This is a genomic window from Streptomyces sp. SM18 (genome assembly GCF_002910775.2).
Classification (GTDB): domain Bacteria; phylum Actinomycetota; class Actinomycetes; order Streptomycetales; family Streptomycetaceae; genus Streptomyces; species Streptomyces halstedii.
On record NZ_CP029342.1, the window covers coordinates 6,467,049 to 6,480,923 of the forward strand.

Here is a 13,875-nt window from a genome sequence, read left to right on the forward strand (position 1 = left end):
TAGGCCATCGGCTGACGAAGGAGTCCGAAGGTGCCATCGATGCTGGATGCCGTCGTCGTGGGCGCGGGCCCCAACGGGCTGACCGCCGCTGTCGAACTGGCCCGCCGGGGCTTTGCCGTGGAGGTGTTCGAGGCCCGGGAGACCGTCGGGGGCGGCGCGCGTACGGAGGAGCTGACCCTCCCCGGTTTCCGCCACGACCCCTGTTCCGCCGTACACCCGCTGGGCATCGGCTCGCCCGCCTTCGACGCCATGCCCCTCGCCCGGCACGGCCTGGAGTGGCTCCAGCCCGAGCTGGCGCTCGCCCACCCCTTCCCGGACGGTACCGCCGCCGCGCTCACCCGGTCGGTGGGGGAGAGCGCCATGACGCTCGGCCCTCAGGACGCCGGGGCCTACCGCAGGACCGTCGCGCCCTACCTCGGGCACTGGGACACCCTGGCGGAGGACTTCCTGCGGACCCCGTGGGACGGTCTGCCGCGCGACCCGTACCGCTGGATGCGGTTCGGGCTGGACGCGCTGCCGCCCGCCACCCTGCTCGCCCGGCGCTTCCGGGGCGCCAAGGCGCGCGGGCTGGTCGCCGGGCTCGCCGCGCACGCCATCGCGCCCACCAGCGGCCTCGCGACGAGCGGCATCGCCCTGCTGTTCGCGCTCGCGGCGCACGAGAAGGGCTGGCCCGTGCCGCGCGGCGGCTCCCAGGCCATCTCCGACGCCCTCGCCTCCTACCTGCGCGAGCAGGGCGGCACCGTCCGCACGGACACCGAGGTCAGGCGCCTGGACGAACTGCCGCCCGCCCGCGCGTACATCTTCGACACCTCGCCCACCGCGCTCGCCCGGATCGCCGGCCTGGGCGGCGCCTACCGGGGGTACCGGTACGGCGCCTCCTGCTTCAAGATCGACTACGCCCTGTCGGGGCCCGTCCCCTGGACCGCCGAGGAGGCCCGGAGAGCGGGCACGGTCCACATCGGGCCCACCGCCGGGGAGATCGACCGGGCCCTGCGCGCCGCCGTGGACGGCCGCGATCCCGCCGTCCCCTTCCTGATCACCGCGCAGCCCAGCCTCGTGGACCCCTCCCGCGCGCCCGAGGGCCGGCACGTCTTCTGGGTGTACGGCCATGTCCCGGCGGGCTGGGAAGGGGACGCCACCGAGGTCATCGAACGGCAGCTGGAGCGCTTCGCCCCCGGCTTCCGCGACCTGGTCCTGGCCCGTGCCACCGCCGGTCCGCCGCAACTGGCCGCGCGCAACGCCAATTACGTCGGCGGGGACATCGCCACCGGCGCCTTCGCCGGGCTCCAGACGGTGATCCGCCCCAGGCTCGCCCGCGTGCCGTACGCCACCGCCCGTCCGGCGGTCTTCCTCTGCTCCTCGGCCACCCCGCCGGGACCGGGCGTGCACGGGATGTCGGGCCACCACGCGGCGAAGGCGGTGTGGCGGCGGCTGCGGGCCGCGTGAGCCCGGCGCCGGGTGACGACGCACGGCCCGTTCCGGCCCCGGCGGGCGCACCGGGGCCGGACGGGGGGACGGTTCAGATCAGGTCCCGGTTCAGATCAGGTCCTCGCCCTTGCGGCGGGCCTCGGCCCACTCGCGGAAGAACGCGCGGCTGATCACGAACAGGACGACGGCCACGAGGACGGGCCATACAAGGACGTAGGCGCTCAGAGCGAACGTGGTCATGATGCCTCCTTCTGACTCAGTGGGTGGTGGCGGGCTCGGGCGTGTCGTCGCTGCCCGTACCGTCCGCCTGGTGGGGGACCCCGCCCCCGGTGGCGACCGGGCCCGTGGCGGACCCGTCGTCGAAGTCACCGGTGCGCTGCGCGATGAGGGCGAAGTCGAAGCCGTCCCGCCGGCGGACGGACATGGCCCAGCAGATGACGGTGCTCACGGAGTACGCGACGAGGGAGCCGCACAGTGTGGCGTACTCGTGCAGCGAGCCGATGGCGAACGGCGCGGAGACCACGACGGCCAGTACCCCGACGGTCTTCGCCGCCTTGGTGCCGAAGAAGCCGAACACCATCAGCCCGAGGACGACACCGATGCCGAGCACCGACAGGACGTCCACGACGATGCCGAAGACGCCGTCCACCGGGATCCAGGCGAAGCGGACGGGGAGGAACACGGCGAGCGCCGCGAGCACGGAGACGGTGAACGCTCGGTTGGTGACCTTCTCCCAGTAGAAGCTGGCCAGGACGGGGAAGACGAGCGCACCCCACAGGGCGCCGACGAACACCAGCAGGTCCAGGATGCTCAGTTGGAGGCTGGCGAAGGCCACGGCCATCGCGGTCGCCACGACCATCGTGACGCGGCCGACCAGCAGCATCGTCCGGGGGTTCGCCTTCTTCACGCCGGCCACGTTCTGCCCGTAGACGTCGGCCATCATGATCGAGGAGAGCGCGGCGAGGTCGGAGTCGGCGGTGGAGGAGAGCGCCCCGATGATCATGATGAAGAACAGGGCCAGCAGGACGGGCGGCAGATAGGTGGACGCCATCTCGGGGATCAGGTTGTTCATGTCCCCGCCGGTCGGCTCGAAGCCCAGGTAGAGGGCGAGGACACCGAGCATGCCGACGCCGATCACCATGGCGCCGTAGCCGACGGTCGCGGTGACGAAGGTCGGCTTGATCAGGTTCTGCCGCACGGCGAAGAGCCGCTGCGCGATGGTCTGGTTGCCGATGGCGTAGGCCAGGACCGCGGCGATGTAGGGCGCGCCCTGCCCCATGAACGCCTCGCTGGAGAAGAAGCTGCCCTGCTGCGGTGTCAGGTTCTCGGCGCCCGTCTCGAACGCCGCCGGGAACCCGGCCGCGAAGAAGATGAACGGCACGATCACGGCCACGGCGCCGAGCATCGCGACGACCTGGACGAAGTCGGTCAGGACGGAGGCGCGGAACCCGGACCACAGGGTGTAGAGCAGGACGCCGGCGGCCACGGCGAAGACGCCCTGGGTGAAGTTGAACGGCGACAGCAACGAGATCAGTACGCCACCGGCGATGAAGTTGGACATCAGGCTGATCAGGCTGCCGACGATGTTGGAACCGGCGAGCATCAGCTGGCTGGAACGGCCGTGCCGGGCGTACATGACCTCGGCCAGCGTGTGGGCCTTGGGAGCCACGGAGCGGATGCGCTTGCCGAAGGGGTAGATGAAAAGGATCATCAGGGCACCCCAGAGCCCGTAGTGGATGGGCCCCGATATGCCGTAGGTGTACCCGGACGTCGCGGAGGCGTACATCGAGGCCGCCCAGATCCACGTTGCCGTCATGCTGGCGGCCGATATGCCGAAACCGATGTTGTTGCCGCCGGTCATGTACCCGTCGGCGTTCTCGTCCTTCTTCCCGATACGGGTGGAGATCAGGAAGGTCCCTCCGTAGAAGAAGACCAGCAGACCTACGACCACCACGGCGCTGAACTGAGCTGTTTCCGTTCCGCTCACACACGCCACCCCTTTCGCACTCGCGGAACCCGGCGACGGACGCGCCCGGGAAACCGACCGGGGTCCGTGTACGCGTGCCACGCGACGCGGGCGTGGGCAGGGCTCCTGCACGGGCCCCCGAAACGTGTCGGCACGGTAGCCGGGGGCGTTCACTTGACGGCGGACTCTTCATGTCCGCAAATGCCAGGCACCATAACAGCCTCTCGGGACGGAATGATCTTCGAATGGGCGAGGTTCCACGGGGGCGGCAAAGTCTCATATGTCGCTTCTGGAGGGGTTGTTGTGCTTTGGATGCCGCCTTTGTCCTGCCTTGACTGCTCTCGGGGTCACCCCGGTGGTGTGCTCGCTTTGCGGGTCGCAACTGCGACGGGGGCCGCTTTGTTATGGGGTGGTGATCACGGGGGCGTCCTGGAGGTGCCGTACGGCGCCGCCGACGGCCGGGACGGCGCGGCACCCGGGCGCACGGAGCTCCGCGTCCGTCTCACCGGGTGGACAGGCGCTCGGGGTGGCGCGAGAACGTCCTGGCAGTTCCACGCCGATGTCGGATTTCCGCCAGACCGAAGGCGCTGGGTGACCCATCCTTGAACCATGCACACCGACACCGAGCGCTGCGTGCGGGCCGTCCGGTCGAAGGACGCCCGGTTCGACGGCTGGTTCTTCACGGCGGTCCTGACCACCCGGATCTACTGCCGGCCCAGTTGCCCCGTCGTGCCGCCCAAGGACCGCAACATGGTCTTCTACCCCAGCGCCGCCGCCTGTCAGCAGGCCGGCTTCCGGGCCTGCAAACGGTGCCGGCCCGACACGAGCCCCGGCTCGCCGGAGTGGAACGCCCGCGCCGACTCCGTCGCCCGCGCCATGCGCCTGATCCAGGACGGTGTCGTCGACCGGGAAGGCGTGCCGGGTCTCGCCGCGCGCCTCGGCTACTCGGCCCGCCAGATCGAGCGCCAACTGCTCGCCGAGCTGGGTGCGGGACCCCTCGCGCTGGCCCGCTCGCAGCGGGCCCAGACCGCCAGGCTCCTCATCGAGACGACCGCGCTCCCGATGGCCGAGGTCGCGTTCGCCGCCGGATTCTCGTCGGTCCGCACCTTCAACGACACCGTGCGCGAGGTCTTCGCACTGGCTCCGGGGGAGCTGCGCGGCCGGGCATCCCGTGGGGCCCAGGCACCCCGTACCCCGGGCGTCATCTCCCTGCGGCTGCCCTACCGGGCCCCGCTGGAACCCGGCAACCTCTTCGGACATCTCGCCGCGACCGCCGTCCCGGGGGTGGAGGAGTGGCGCGACGGGGCCTACCGCCGCACGCTCACCCTGCCGCACGGGCACGGCATCGTGGCGCTCTCCCCGCGGCCCGACCACATCGCCTGCCGTCTCTCCCTCACCGACCCCCGGGACCTCACCCAGGCCATCAGCCGGTGCCGCAGACTCCTCGACCTCGACGCCGACCCGGTGGCCGTCGACGGGCAACTGCGCGCCGACCCCCTGCTGGCCCCGCTCGTGGACGCCGCTCCGGGACGACGTGTTCCGCGCACGGTCGACGCGGCGGAGTTCGCCGTCCGCGCGGTGCTCGGCCAGCAGGTGTCCACGGCCGCCGCCCGCACCCACGCGGGCCGCCTGGTCACCGCCCACGGCGTACCGGTCGAGGACCCCGAAGGCGGCCTCACCCACCTCTTCCCGACCCCCGGGGCGCTGGCCGGGCTCGACCCCGAGGCCCTCGCCCTGCCCCGCAGCCGCCGGGCCACGCTCACCACCCTGGTGGCCGCCCTCGCCGGTGGATCCCTGCGGCTGGACGAGGGAACCGACTGGGAGCAGGCGCGGGCCGAGCTGAGCGCCCTGCCCGGATTCGGTCCCTGGACCGTCGAGGTCATCGCGATGCGCGCCCTCGGCGACCCGGACGCCTTCCTCCCCACCGACCTCGGTATCCGCAGGGCCGCCGAGCGGCTCGGCCTCCCGTCCACCCCGGCCGCCCTCACCGCGCGCGCCGCGCACTGGCGGCCGTGGCGGGCGTACGCCGCGCAGTACCTGTGGACCGTCGACGACCACCCCATCAACCACCTGCCCGCCTGAGAAGCCGAGCCCGTACCCGAGAAGCCCACCCGTACGCCGTACGGACACCACATCCACATCCCAGGGAGACCGCACCATGGCCGCCGCCCCGACAGCGAGCCGGACGACCCCGGCGACCCGGCAGCACACCGTCCTCGACAGCCCCTACGGGCCGCTCACCCTGGTCGCCACCGACGGCGTGTGGCAGGTCTGTACATGACCGAACAGCGGCACCGCCCACCCGAGGAGACCTTCGGCGTGCCCGACCCGGAACCCTTCGCCGAGACCGTCCGCCAGCTCGACGCCTACTTCGCGGGCGACCTCACCACGTTCGACCTGCCGCTGCGGCTGGACGGCACCCCCTTCCAGCGCGCCGTCTGGGCCGAACTGCGGCAGATCCCGTACGGCGAGACCCGCTCCTACGGCGAGCTGGCCGAACGCCTCGGGAAGCCGGGCGCCTCCCGCGCGGTGGGTCTCGCCAACGGGAAGAACCCGGTGGGCATCATCGTCCCCTGCCACCGGGTCGTCGGAGCCACCGGCAGCCTCACCGGATACGGCGGCGGGCTGGACCGCAAGCGGCGGCTGCTCGACTTCGAACGGGGGGAGCCGGGCGAGGCGCCCGCCCTGTTCTGACGGCCGCCGCCCCCACCCATCGTATGGCCGGGGGCGGCCTGGGCCGAAGGGTCAGCCGACGAAGATCTCCGTCACCGACCAGATCGCCAGCCCGAGCATGCACAGACCGCCGATGCGCTGCACGGTCTTCAGCGGCACCCGCTTGGCGATGAAGCGCCCCGCCAGCAGTGCCAGGGCGGACACCGACATCAGGGCGACGGCCGAACCGATCGCCGTGGACCAGGCACCGTTGCTCGCGGCGAGGTTGGCGGTGGTGATCTGCGTCAGGTCGCCCCACTCGCTGATGAAGACGGCCATGAAGGCGGTCGAGTAGACCGGCCAGAAGCCGGTCACGGTCTTGATCTCGCCCTCCTCGTCCCCGTCGTCCCCGCCGCTCCCGCGCAGCAGCATGAACGCGCCGAGACCGAAGAGGGCGGCCGAGACCAGCTTGACGACCCAGTCGGGCAGCAGCCCGATCAGACCGCCCGCGCCGACCGCGATGGCCACATGCACGATGAACGCCGAGGACGTTCCGAACCACACGTAGAGCGGGCGCATGCGGGTGCCCATGGCCAGCGAGGCGAACATCGTCTTGTCGGGAAGCTCCGCGAGGAAGATCAGCCCGAAGGCGGTGACGATCGCCAGGAGGTCGAGATGCATTCCGGGTGGCTTTCTGTGAGTGCCGGACCCCGGGCCTTTCGCGAAGTGCCGTTCAGGCTTCCTCGGAGGACCACTCGGCCCGGCATGACGGCAACACCCACGGGGGACGTGGGTGTGTCATACCTGACCGAAGGTCTCGCCCGCCCGTGAGAACTCACGGGCCCGGCCACCGGGAATCCGGAGATTCCAGTGTGTCGACGACCGGTTCGCGGGGCTACTCCCCTTCGCAGCCTTCCACACTACCCCACCCCGGGGGCCGCGAGGCCGGACGGACCGCCCGGCAAGGGCCGGAGCGACCCGCGGACACGGCGGACGGTCCGCCTCAGGGCGTCGCCCCCGCCGCGACCCGCTCCAGCAGGGCGGGCAGCGCCGTCCCGATGGGCTCGCGGATCGTCTCCTCGGCCGACGCGTCGTACGGGGTCGGCTCCGCGTTCACCACGAACAGCCGGGCCCCGTGCTCCACCGCCATCCCGGCCAGCGACGCGGCCGGCCGCACCTGGAGGGTCGTCCCCACGGCGATGAACACCTCGCTCGCCTTGGTGATCGCCGTCGCCTCCGCCAGCACCCGCGGATCGAGCCGCTCCCCGAACATCACCGTCGCCGACTTCAGGATCCCGCCGCAGACGGCGCACGGGGGATCCGCCTCCCCGGCCTCGACCCGCGCGAGCGCCTCGGCCATGGGGGACCGGGCGTGGCACCGAGTGCAGACCACCTCGCGCGCCGTGCCGTGGAGTTCGACGACCTTGCGGGCGGACAGCCCGGCCGCCTGGTGCAGTCCGTCCACGTTCTGGGTGATGACCCTCACCGGGGTCCCGGACCGCTCCAGCGCGGCCACCGCGCGGTGGGCCGCGTTGGGCTCGGCGCCCCACGTCGCGCTGGTGCGGCGCATCTGCCAGGAGCGCCGGCGGATCTCCGGATCGGCCATGTAGAAGTCGTACGTGACGAGCTTCACGGCCTCCGGGTCCTTCCGCCAAAGGCCTTGCGGCCCACGGTAGTCGGGGATGCCGGAGTCCGTGGACACACCGGCGCCGCTGAGGATCGCGACGAGAGTCATGAGCCGAGCGTACGGACGGCCCGCGCCGCCCGCGATCACATTTCCGACCGCCGCGCCGTCACCCTCCGGCCGGTACGCCGTCCTCCAGTTCGGCCGCCCCCGCACCGGAGTCCAGCACCTCCAGCGCCGCCTCGACCCGCAGTGCGAGCCGTCCTGGCAGATGGCCGCCGAGGTCGGCGCGGTCCACCAGGCGCCAGGACAGGAGCTCCTCCTCCTGGAGCCGGATCGCGTCGAGCTGCTCCCCGGACAGCACACCGCCGTCGTACAGATACGCGGCGATCGGCGGGCGCCCCGGCCCGCGCGCCCAGTCCACCGCCAGCAGCCGGCCGGGTTCCAGGTCGAGGCCGATCTCCTCCGCGGTCTCCCGGCGGGCGGCCTGCCGTGGGCTCTCGCCCTGGTCCGACTCGATCGTGCCGCCGGGCAGGGCCCAGCCCTCGCGGTAGTTCGGCTCGACGAGCAGGACCCGTCCCCGGGAGTCCCGGAAGAGCGTGGCGGCGGCGGACAGGATCCGGGGCAGCCCGGCGATGTAGGTGGCGTAGTCAGAGGTCGTCACGGGGGCAGCCTATGCGCGGACGCGGACAGGCATGGGCAGAGCGGGGGTGGTCCCGATAGGGTCGTGGCGGCGCGACTGCCTGTTCGAAAGCAAGGGATACAAGGTGACGGACGGAGCAGTGATCGAGACCGCCCGCGTGCTCGTCGCGGCGGACAAGTTCAAGGGCTCGCTCACGGCCGTGGAGGTCGCGGAGCGGGTGACGGCCGGGCTGCGGCGCGTCGTTCCCGGGGTGCGGGTGGAGACCCTGCCCGTCGCGGACGGCGGCGACGGCACGGTCGCGGCGGCGGTGGCCGCCGGGTTCGAACGCCGCGAGGCACGGGTGACCGGCCCGCTCGGGACCCCGGTGACGGCGGCCTACGCGGTGCGTTCCACCACGGCCGTGGTGGAGATGGCCGAGGCGTCAGGCCTCCAGCACCTCCCCGCCGGGGAGTTCGCCCCGCTCACCGCGACCACGTACGGCTCGGGCGAGCTGTTGCGCGCGGCGCTGGACGCGGGGGCCCGGACCATCGTGTTCGGGGTCGGCGGCAGCGCCACGACGGACGGCGGCGCGGGCATGCTCACCGCGCTCGGAGCCCGCCTCCTGGACGCGGACGGCAAGCCCGTCGGCCCCGGCGGCGCCGCTCTCGCGGAGCTGGCCGAGGCCGACCTGTCGGGCCTCGATCCCCGGTTCGCGGACGTCGATCTGGTCCTCGCCAGCGATGTGGACAACCCGCTGACCGGGCCGAAGGGCGCCCCCGAGGTGTACGGGCGGCAGAAGGGGGCCACCGAGGACGACATCGCGGTCCTCGACGCGGCCCTCGCCCACTACGCGTCCCTGCTGGGACCCGAGCGGGCCCGGCTCCCCGGTGCGGGCGCCGCCGGAGGCATCGGGTACGGCGCGCTGGTGGCCCTCGGCGCGCGCTTCCGGCCCGGTATCGAGGTCATGCTCGACGTGCTGGGCTTCGCCCCGGCGCTGGCGCGGGCCACCCTCGTCGTCACCGGCGAGGGATCGCTCGACGAGCAGACCCTGCACGGCAAGGCCCCGGCGGGTGTCGCCGCCGCCGCGCGGGCGGCGGGCGTGGAGGCCGTCGCGGTCTGCGGACGCCTCGCCCTGCCAGCGGAGGCGCTGCGCGGGGCCGGTATCCGGCGGGCCTACGCCCTCACGGAGCTGGAACCCGACCCGGCCGTCTGCATGGCCCAGGCGGGCCCCCTCCTGGAGCGCGCGGCCGAGTCGATCGCCCGCGACTTCCTGGTCTGACGCCGGGCACCGGCCGGTGACGTGACGGCACTTGGGGCGCCGGGGGTGGCCACGGCCCACGTGGTCCCCGTCGCCGGGGAGTTCACGCCGAAGCCCTGACCCGGCGCCCCGTACGTGAACGGGCCCGGCCGCGAAGGCCGGGCCCGTTCCGTGCGCCGGATCAGCTGGTGTAGGCCTCCAGTTCCGACAACTGGGCGGCGGGCCAGCCGGTGTTCCCGGTGAACGTCAGCCGCAGATGGCGGACCGGCGTTCCCGGGAGGGAGACGGTCGCGGTGTTGCCGCTGGACGGATCGAAGGTGTACCCCGCCGACGGCTTGAGCGTGCCGTACGTGCCGCCGTCGGTGCTGCCCGACACCGTCAGGGTCTGCGTGCGGGCCGCCCACACGGCGGCCGGGGGCAGCTTCAGTACCAGCCGCTTCAGCGCCTTGGGGGCGCCGAGGTCCACCGTGAGGGACTGCGGGAAGGCGTTGTTGACGCTCTCCCAGTAGCTTCCGGCGTTTCCGTCCACGGCGTTGGCCGCGCCGTACACGTCGGCGTGGCCGGTCTCGGTGACCGGACGCCCCTGGGCGAGGTTGCCCGTCTCCTCCGGCGGATCGGTCGGGTCCGTCGGGTCAGTGGGGTCGGTCGGGTCGGTGGGGTTGCCGCCTCCGCCGCCGGGCACACCGCCGTTGGTCCACACCGGGTCGGGCCAGACGCCGGTGCAGGCGGGCGGGTCGGCGTACCAGCCGGAGTTGCCGCCGCCCCGGGTGATCTGGAAGCCGCTGCCCACGCAGTTGTGGATCGGGTTGGACTGGGCGATGTGGGTGGCCACGACCTTCTCGAAGGTGGCGGTGCCCGGAGCCTGGATCTGGAGGGCGTACGTACCAGCCCCGTCGATCTTGACGTTGTCGAAGTGCAGCCCGTTGCTCGCGCCCTCGATCAGGTGGATCGCGGCGTAGGAGCTGTCCAGGACCTCGCTGTCGGTGATGTTGACCGTGGCGCCGCTGATCGGTTCGTTGAGGCCGCTGAACCAGATCGCGCCGACCCCGAAGTTCCAGTTGAAGTCGCTGTTCCCGGTCCGGATCAGGGTGTTGCGGGCGGCCGTGTGCGTACCCGCGACGGCAGTGCCCTGGCCCGAGTTGACGCCCGGATAGCGGTTGGCGATGTGCAGCCCGCCGCCGTTGGTGACCGTGTCCGCCATGACGTTGTCGGAGATCGTGATGTCCTTGCCGCCGTACGTCACGACGTTGTTGGCCAGGATCGGCAGGATCACCGTGTTGAACGTGAACGAGTTCTTCACGTTCGGGACGTTCTCCGCCCACATGGCCAGGCCGTCGTCCCCCGTGTTGCGGACGAAGGTGTTGGTGACGGTCGAGTTCGTGACCCCGTAGTGGAAGTTCACGCCGTCGGCGGTCTGGTCCAGGATCCGGCTGTTCTTGACGGTGAAGTTGTTCATCGGGCCGTCCATCCAGGCACCGCACTTGGTGTGCTGCATCCAGATGTTGTCGACGACCGAGTCGGACATGGCCCCGCCGATGGCGTTGACCTGGTCGTCGTCCACCCGCTCCCGGATGTCGCCGATGACGGCGAAGTCCCTGAGGGTGACGTTCTTGCTGCCGCCCTGCGCCGCGTACTTCCCGTAGACGCCGACCGCCTTGCTCCGGTCCGTGGGGTGACGTCCCGTCAGCACGCTGTACCAGGGGCCCGCTCCCCGCAGCGTCACCTGGTCCACGACGATGTGCTCGCGCACCTGGAAGGTGCCCTGCGGGAGGTAGACGGCCTTGCCCTGGGCGCGGCCCGCGTCCACCGCCGCCTGGATCTTCGCGGTGGAGTCGGCTGCGCCGGTGGGGTCGGCCCCGAAGTCGCTCACCACGTCCAGCGCGCCGGACGGCTTGCCGATCGGCGCTGCCACCTGCTCGAAGTCGGCCAGGTCCACGGTGAACGAGGGCGAGCCGGCGGTGGAGGCCACCTGGAGCCGGACCTTCGTCCCGGCGGGCAGGGTCGAGCCGAACATGGTCCGGGCCTCGTCGTAGAAGTGGTGCGGGTTGGTGTCGCCCGGGTTGTTGTTGAACGGATAACCGCCGTAGTACCAGCCGTACTTGGAGGTCACCGGCACGCTCTTGAGTACGGAGCCGTTCACCCGTACGTCCAGCGAGGCGTCCCGGCCCGTCCCGGCGGCGTTGTCCGGCAGCGAGTAGCGGAAGGTCATCGCGTTCGCGGGGGCGGTGAGGGTGAACTCCACGTACTCACCGACCGCGTCGAGCGTGACGGCCTGTCTGCCTGAGGCCTCCGAGGGCAGTGAGCCGTAGCGGCGGTCCGGGCCGATGAGCGTGCCGTTGGTCGCGGCGTACTCGGCCTCCTGTTCCGTGAAGGGGACGGTGGCGCCCCTGCCGGATATCCCGACCGGGGAAGGCGCGGGGACGGCGGCGGCCTGCGCCGAGGGGGCGCCGGCGAGGACGACCGCCGCGGCGGTGCCCACGGCGGTGAGCGCCATCGAGAGGGAAGCGGACAGGGAACGCCTGAACAGGCGGTGTCTGTGCGGTGGGGTCATGAGTGGGAGGTCCTAGCGGCTCGTGGGGGCTCTGCGGACGCCCCACAGGCTAGAAGGATCCGCGCAAGGAAGTCCACGCTGCTGCGCAAGATTTCGGCTTGGGAACTCAAATTAGTGACTCACGGGCGTGAATTGCTGCCAAGCGAGGGCGCCGGGGCCATGGACCGCGGGCCTCGTGTGGGCTACCGTGCGGCTTCGACTGATGAACGTTGACATGTCCATTGACATGCCGGGCGTCGTGCTGGCTTCATGTGAGGAATGCATGGGAGCGCTCCCAAGATCTTCTGCCTGTCTTGACCCACGAAAGGCGACGACGCATGAAGTCACCGACGCGAACCAGGCTGGGCACGGCACTGGCCGCGGCCGCCACCGCCACGGCTCTGCTGACGGCGCTCTCCGGCCCGGTCGCCGCGCAACCGGCCGCACCCGCGCCGGCCTTCCCGGCCGCCGCGGGCACCGGCACCGACTGGCTGCACACCGAGGGCAACCGGATCGTCGACGAGGACGGCAACCGGGTCTGGCTCACCGGGGCCAACTGGTTCGGGTTCAACACCACCGAGCGCGTCTTCCACGGGCTCTGGTCCGTCAACCTGGACGCCATCACCCGGCAGATGGCGGAGCGGGGCATCAACATCGTCCGCGTACCGATCTCCACCCAGCTCCTGCTGGAGTGGAGGAACGGGCAGGACGCCGTCTCCAGCGCGGTCAACACCTGGGCCAACCCCGAGCTGGAGAACAAGACCACCCTGGGGGTCTTCGACGCCTTCCTCGCCACGGCGGAGAAGTACGGCATCAAGGTGATGCTCGACGTCCACAGCGCCGAGGCCGACAACTCCGGCCATGTGCACCCCGTCTGGTGGAAGGGCGCGATCACCACCGAGCAGTTCTACCAGGCCTGGGAGTGGGTGACCGACCGCTACAAGGACGACGACACCCTCGTGGCGATGGACGTCAAGAACGAACCGCACGGTACGCAGTCCGAGAGCCCCCGGGCCAAGTGGGACGGCTCCACCGACCAGGACAACTTCAAGTACACCTGCGAGACGGCGGGCAGGCGCATCCTCGCGATCAACCCGCACGTCCTGGTCATGTGCGAAGGCGTCGAGGTGTACCCCAAGGACGGGGCCGACTGGTCCTCCACCTCCCCGGCCGACTACCACGGCATGTGGTGGGGCGGGAACCTGCGGGGAGCCCAGGACCATCCCGTGGACCTCGGCGCGGGACAGGACCAGCTCGTCTACTCCCCGCACGACTACGGGCCGCTCGTGTACCAGCAGCCCTGGTTCCAGGGCGCCTGGGACCGCACCACGCTGGAACGCGACGTCTGGGACCCCAACTGGCTCTACCTCCACAAGAACGGGACCGCGCCGCTGTTCATCGGGGAGTGGGGCGGCCACCTCGACAACGGGCCGAACCAGAAGTGGATGACCGCGCTGCGCGACCTGCTCGTGGACGAGGGCATCCACCACACGTTCTGGTGCGTCAACCCCAACTCCGGTGACACGGGCGGCCTGCTCGGTTACGACTGGACCACCTGGGACGAGGCCAAGTACGCCCTGCTCAAGCCCGCCCTGTGGCAGTCCGGGGGCAAGTTCGTCGGCCTCGACCACCAGGTGCGGCTCGGCGGCGCCACCAGCACCACCGGCATCAGTCTGGGCGACCTGTACGGCGGCTGAGCCGGACCCCGCCGCCGCACCACCCTCCACACGTCCTGGGGTGCCGTCTTCCCCCCGCCGCTCCGGCACCCCAGGATCCGCCGTCCCCACGCCCGCGT

The 13,875-nt window shown here is 71.7% G+C and carries 10 protein-coding genes and 1 pseudogene; 5 read left to right on the top strand and 6 right to left on the bottom strand.

The window, feature by feature from the left end:
* Nucleotides 1-30 precede the first annotated feature (30 nt).
* Nucleotides 31-1,446, top strand: coding sequence for an NAD(P)/FAD-dependent oxidoreductase (locus tag B9S64_RS28765; RefSeq protein WP_103489430.1), 1,416 nt, complete (start codon nucleotides 31-33; stop codon nucleotides 1,444-1,446).
* A 90-nt stretch (nucleotides 1,447-1,536) separates the two neighbouring features.
* On the opposite strand, the gene B9S64_RS34780 is transcribed toward B9S64_RS28765, so the two are convergent.
* Both B9S64_RS34780 and B9S64_RS28770 read right to left on the bottom strand, forming a co-directional pair.
* A complete protein-coding gene (locus B9S64_RS34780; protein ID WP_218117375.1) occupies nucleotides 1,537-1,668 on the bottom strand; it encodes a putative transporter small subunit in 132 nt (43 codons plus the stop codon).
* A 16-nt stretch (nucleotides 1,669-1,684) separates the two neighbouring features.
* Nucleotides 1,685-3,415, bottom strand: a complete 1,731-nt coding sequence (locus B9S64_RS28770; RefSeq protein ID WP_103489429.1) for a sodium:solute symporter family protein — start codon at nucleotides 3,413-3,415, stop codon at nucleotides 1,685-1,687.
* A 588-nt stretch (nucleotides 3,416-4,003) separates the two neighbouring features.
* On the opposite strand from B9S64_RS28770, the gene B9S64_RS28775 reads away from it, so the two are divergent.
* Together B9S64_RS28775 and B9S64_RS28780 are read left to right on the top strand one after the other, a co-directional pair.
* Nucleotides 4,004-5,476 carry a DNA-3-methyladenine glycosylase 2 gene (locus tag B9S64_RS28775; RefSeq protein WP_103489428.1) on the top strand — a complete coding sequence of 491 codons (1,473 nt, stop codon included), beginning with the start codon at nucleotides 4,004-4,006 and terminating at the stop codon, nucleotides 5,474-5,476.
* Nucleotides 5,477-5,552: 76 nt separating this feature from the next.
* Nucleotides 5,553-6,088: pseudogene (locus tag B9S64_RS28780) on the top strand (methylated-DNA--[protein]-cysteine S-methyltransferase).
* Nucleotides 6,089-6,139: 51 nt separating this feature from the next.
* On the opposite strand, the gene B9S64_RS28785 reads toward B9S64_RS28780, so the two are convergent.
* From B9S64_RS28785 to B9S64_RS28795, 3 genes are all read right to left on the bottom strand, one after another.
* Nucleotides 6,140-6,727: a TMEM165/GDT1 family protein gene (locus B9S64_RS28785; RefSeq protein ID WP_103489427.1), complete on the bottom strand. Its 588-nt coding sequence runs from the start codon at nucleotides 6,725-6,727 to the stop codon at nucleotides 6,140-6,142.
* Nucleotides 6,728-7,049: 322 nt separating this feature from the next.
* Entirely contained in the window at nucleotides 7,050-7,781 is a 732-nt protein-coding gene (locus B9S64_RS28790) for a Sir2 family NAD-dependent protein deacetylase (protein WP_103489440.1), read from the bottom strand.
* Nucleotides 7,782-7,839: 58 nt separating this feature from the next.
* Nucleotides 7,840-8,334, bottom strand: a complete 495-nt coding sequence (locus B9S64_RS28795; protein ID WP_103489426.1) for an NUDIX hydrolase — start codon at nucleotides 8,332-8,334, stop codon at nucleotides 7,840-7,842.
* A gap of 121 nt (nucleotides 8,335-8,455) precedes the next feature.
* On the opposite strand from B9S64_RS28795, the gene B9S64_RS28800 reads away from it, so the two are divergent.
* Complete coding sequence (locus B9S64_RS28800; RefSeq protein WP_103489439.1) at nucleotides 8,456-9,571, top strand: glycerate kinase; 1,116 nt, start codon at nucleotides 8,456-8,458, stop codon at nucleotides 9,569-9,571.
* A 160-nt stretch (nucleotides 9,572-9,731) separates the two neighbouring features.
* On the opposite strand, the gene B9S64_RS28805 is transcribed toward B9S64_RS28800, so the two are convergent.
* Nucleotides 9,732-12,101, bottom strand: a complete 2,370-nt coding sequence (locus B9S64_RS28805) for a discoidin domain-containing protein (protein ID WP_103489425.1) — start codon at nucleotides 12,099-12,101, stop codon at nucleotides 9,732-9,734.
* Nucleotides 12,102-12,418: 317 nt separating this feature from the next.
* Between B9S64_RS28805 and B9S64_RS28810 the strand changes: the two genes are divergently transcribed.
* Entirely contained in the window at nucleotides 12,419-13,777 is a 1,359-nt protein-coding gene (locus tag B9S64_RS28810) for a glycoside hydrolase family 5 protein (RefSeq protein ID WP_103489424.1), read from the top strand.
* Nucleotides 13,778-13,875 lie beyond the last annotated feature (98 nt).

Coding starts and splice junctions, on each gene's coding strand:
- B9S64_RS28785 (WP_103489427.1), bottom strand. CDS start 6,727: ATGCATCTCGACCTCCTGGCGATCGTCACCGCCTTCGGGCTGATCTTC.
- B9S64_RS28805 (WP_103489425.1), bottom strand. CDS start 12,101: ATGACCCCACCGCACAGACACCGCCTGTTCAGGCGTTCCCTGTCCGCT.
- B9S64_RS28810 (WP_103489424.1), top strand. CDS start 12,419: ATGAAGTCACCGACGCGAACCAGGCTGGGCACGGCACTGGCCGCGGCC.
- B9S64_RS34780 (WP_218117375.1), bottom strand. CDS start 1,668: ATGACCACGTTCGCTCTGAGCGCCTACGTCCTTGTATGGCCCGTCCTC.
- B9S64_RS28790 (WP_103489440.1), bottom strand. CDS start 7,781: ATGACTCTCGTCGCGATCCTCAGCGGCGCCGGTGTGTCCACGGACTCC.
- B9S64_RS28775 (WP_103489428.1), top strand. CDS start 4,004: ATGCACACCGACACCGAGCGCTGCGTGCGGGCCGTCCGGTCGAAGGAC.